This window comes from Devosia sp., from assembly GCF_034675085.1.
GTDB lineage: Bacteria > Pseudomonadota > Alphaproteobacteria > Rhizobiales > Devosiaceae > Devosia.
The window spans coordinates 1-3,648 of the sequence record NZ_JAUCDN010000321.1 but is presented as its reverse complement, the minus strand read 5'-3'; the positions used below and the strand labels follow the sequence as shown (position 1 = coordinate 3,648).

General features: G+C 65.3%; 3 protein-coding genes. 1 reads left to right on the top strand and 2 read right to left on the bottom strand.

Annotated elements, in window-relative coordinates:
- Positions 1-75 precede the first annotated feature (75 nt).
- Positions 76-456, bottom strand: a complete 381-nt coding sequence (locus tag VDP82_RS15575) for a MerR family DNA-binding protein (protein ID WP_323015744.1) — start codon at positions 454-456, stop codon at positions 76-78.
- Entirely contained in the window at positions 453-2,159 is a 1,707-nt protein-coding gene (locus VDP82_RS15570) for a long-chain fatty acid--CoA ligase (protein WP_323015743.1), read from the bottom strand. Before VDP82_RS15570 ends, VDP82_RS15575 begins: the two co-directional genes overlap by 4 nt.
- Before the next feature lie 241 nt (positions 2,160-2,400).
- Between VDP82_RS15570 and VDP82_RS15565 the strand changes: the two genes are divergently transcribed.
- On the top strand, positions 2,401-3,648 hold a 1,248-nt coding region (locus tag VDP82_RS15565; protein WP_323015742.1), incomplete at its 3' end, for an acyl-CoA dehydrogenase family protein.

The following is a 3,648-nucleotide window of genomic DNA, read 5'->3' as shown; positions in this document are numbered from 1 at the left end:
TTTATCGCGTTTCCGAACCGCAAAACCGTTTCCACTTTTGCTGGAAACGCTCTAGGAGCGCGACGGCGGGGCCGGTTACCCCTGATCGAGGCGCTGGCCGGCGAGGCGCTGGATGTCGCGCAACTCGGCGATGGTGGTTTCCAGGTCCTGCCGCTGGGCTTCGAGCGAGGCCAGCCGCTCGGAAACCTTGCCGGCGAGCAGATGGACCTGCTGGGATTTGTCGGCGTCGTAAAGGCTGAGATAGTCGGAAATATCGCGCAGGGAAAAGCCCAGCCGCTTGCCGCGCAGGATGAGGATCAGCCGGGCGCGGTCGCGCCGGCGGAAGATGCGGGTGGCCCCGACACGCTCGGGCGCGAGCAGCCCCTTGGTTTCGTAGAAGCGGATGGTGCGGGTGGAAATGTCGAACTCGCGGGCGAGATCGGCGATGGAGAAAAGCTCGGAACTGGACGACGTCACTTTGGGGCTCTTGTGCGGGCATAGTCCTCGCGCAGCTCCTTTTTGGAGAGCTTGCCGATCAGGGTCTTGGGCAGGGCGTCCTTGAAGATGATCTCGCGGGGCATTTCGATCTTGTTGAGGCGGGTGGCGAGGTGGGTCTTGAGCTCCTGCTCGCTCGCCGACCGGCCCTGGCGCAGCTTGACATAGGCGATGGGGGCTTCGCCGCGATAGGCGTCGGGCACCCCGATGACATTGGTCTCCTCCACCGCTTCATGGGTCATCAGCGCCTCCTCGATGGTGCGCGGATAGACGTTGAAGCCGGAGCAGATGATGAGGTCCTTGATGCGGTCGACCAGGAAGACATAACCCTGCTCGTCCATATGGCCAACATCGCCGGTGCGCAGCCAGCCATCCATGAAGGCGTCGCGGCTGGCTTCGGGATCTTCGTAATAGCTGGTCATGACCTGCGGGCCCTTGACCTGCAATTCGCCGTTTTCGCCGATGCCGACCGGCTTGCCGCTCTCGACATCGACGAGGCGGATATCGGTGCCGGGCAGGGGCTGGCCGATGGACATGGGCCTGGAGGGCACGCGCAGGGCGGCGCAGCAGACCACCGGCGAGGCCTCGGTGAGCCCATAGCCCTCGGCCAAGAGGGCCGGCGATTTTCGGGCGAAGGCCTGGCGCACCTCGTCGGGCAGGGCGGCGCCGCCGGAAATGGCCACGTCCAGCCGGGCCAGATGCGCGGGCCGGGCCAGGTCGCTGCGGGCGATGGCGTTGAGCAGGGTGGGCACCGCCGGCAGCACATTGGCGCCGGTGCGGGTGAGCAGGTCGAGCAGGCCCTTGAGCTCGAAGCGCGGCATCATGAGCACCGGCGTGCCGTTGCATAGCGGCACGTTCATGCACACCGTCATGGCGAAGATGTGAAAGAAGGGCAGCACGGCGACGACCTTGGAGGGCGGGTAGAACAATCCGCAGCCCCATTTGTCGATCTGGCTCATATTGGCGGCGATATTGGCATGGGTGAGCAGCGCGCCCTTGGGAATGCCGGTGGTGCCGCCGGTATATTGCTGCACCGCGATATCCCTGTGCGGGTCGATGACGACGGGAGCGGGCGCCAGCTCCTGGCCCAGCAGATCGGCGAAGCGGGTGATGCTGGCGCGCGCCGGCGAGGCGGAGAGGCTGGCCAGGTCGCGGCGCTTGGCCAGCGAAAACAGGATCTTCTTGGCCAGCGGCAGCGCATCGGGGAAATGGCAGGCGATGATGGATTTGACATGCCCCTCGGCGAGCAATTGCTCGGCCTTGGAGAAAATCTGCGCCAGATCGAGCGTTATCATCACCTCGGCGCCGGCATTGGCGACGATGTGGCGCAATTCGGGGACGGTATAGAGCGGGTTGCAATTGACCACGGTGCCGCCGGCGCGCAGCACGCCATAATAGGCGATGGGGTAAAAGGGCGTATTGGGCAGCATGATGGCGACGCGCGTGCCCCTGGTGACGCCGAAATGCTGCTGCAAGGCGCCGGCGAAGGCGGAGATGGCCTCGCCCAGCTGCCCGAAGCTGGTGGTGCCGCCGAGAAAATCGAGCGCCAGGGCGGAGGGCGTGCGGGCGCAGGCGGCCAGCACCTGCTCATGCACCGGGGTGACGTCGATGGGGGCGTTCCAGTCGATGCCGGGCGGATAGGAACCGAGCCAGGGGCGGAGCGCGGCGGCTGCGGGATCGGCCATGAAGTGTCCTCCAGACTGCCGGCGTTGCGGCGGCGGGCGTGCTGCCCCTGAAAGGAAATATTCCACGGCTTGACGTTAGCGTCAAATGACTCTCCCGCGCTTTCTTTCGGCAAGAAGGTTGGGAAATCGCCCTATAGGGAGTTTAATTGACGTATGCGTCAACTTTGCTAGACTGATAGCATCAAGAAGGAGCCGTGCGCCGGGGACCGGGCGGCGAGGGGGCTCCGCAGGAGGTTACGCCGTGACACTTGCACTCATCATTCTCAGTCTCGTTCTCTTCGCCGCGCTCGCCCTGCGGGAAAGCCCGCTCTGGCAGTGGGGGCTGGCGCTTGTGGGCATCGGTCTCCTGGCGGGAATCGCGCCGGGCGAGGGCTATGGGCTGGGCTGGGGCAGCTGGGTGCTGCTGGCGCTGGGCGCGATCCTGCTGGTGCTCAGCATCGGGGCAGTGCGGCGGGCGGTGTTGCTGCCCCCGATCTATAATGGGGTCAAATCCATCCTGCCCAAGGTGAGCCGCACCGAGCAGGAGGCGCTGGACGCCGGCACGGTGGGCTGGGACGCGGAACTGTTTTCCGGCCGGCCCGACTGGAAGAAGCTGACCGCGATCCGCCCGCTGACCCTGACCCGCGAAGAACAGGAGTTCCTCGACGGCCCCACCGAAACGGCCTGCCGCATGATCGACGACTGGGACATTCGGCATAATCGCGCCGATCTCAGCCCGGAGCTGTGGCAGTTTTTGAAGGACAACCGCTTTTTCGGCATGCTGATCGGCAAGGAGCATGGCGGCCTGGGCTTTTCGGCGCAGGCGCAATCGCTGGTGGTGTCCAAGATTTCCAGCCGCTCGGTTGCCGCCGGCATCACGGTGATGGTGCCCAATTCGCTGGGGCCGGGCGAATTGCTGGAAAAATACGGCACCCCGGAACAGAAGGAAAAATATCTCTCGCGGCTGGCGGTGGGCCAGGACGTGCCCTGCTTCGCGCTGACCGGCGTGCATTCGGGCTCGGATGCCGGCGGCATGCGCGATATCGGCATCGTCACCATGGGCGAATGGCAGGGCCGGCAGGTGCAGGGCGTGCGCCTCAGCTTCGACAAGCGCTATATCACGCTGGCCCCCATCGCCACGCTGGTGGGACTGGCCTTCATCCTGAAAGACCCCGACAATCTTTTGGGCCGGGGCGAGGAAATCGGCATTACCCTGGCGCTGATCCCGCATGACCATCCCGGCCTCGATATCGGGCGGCGGCATTATCCGGCCCAGCAGGCGTTCATGAACGGGCCGGTGCGCGGCACCGACATGTTCATCCCCATGGATTATCTGATCGGGGGCACGGAATATGCCGGGCAGGGCTGGCGCATGCTGATGGAGTGCCTCTCCACCGGGCGGGCCATTTCGCTGCCGGCCATCGGCTCGATCTCGATCAAGACCACGCTGCGCCTCAGCACCGCCTATGCGCGGGTGCGCCGGCAATTCGGCATTCCGGTGGGCGCCATG

What these genes read in the sequence shown, in the direction of transcription:
- VDP82_RS15570 (WP_323015743.1), bottom strand. Translation starts at nt 2,159, where the DNA reads ATGGCCGATCCCGCAGCCGCCGCGCTCCGCCCCTGGCTCGGTTCCTAT.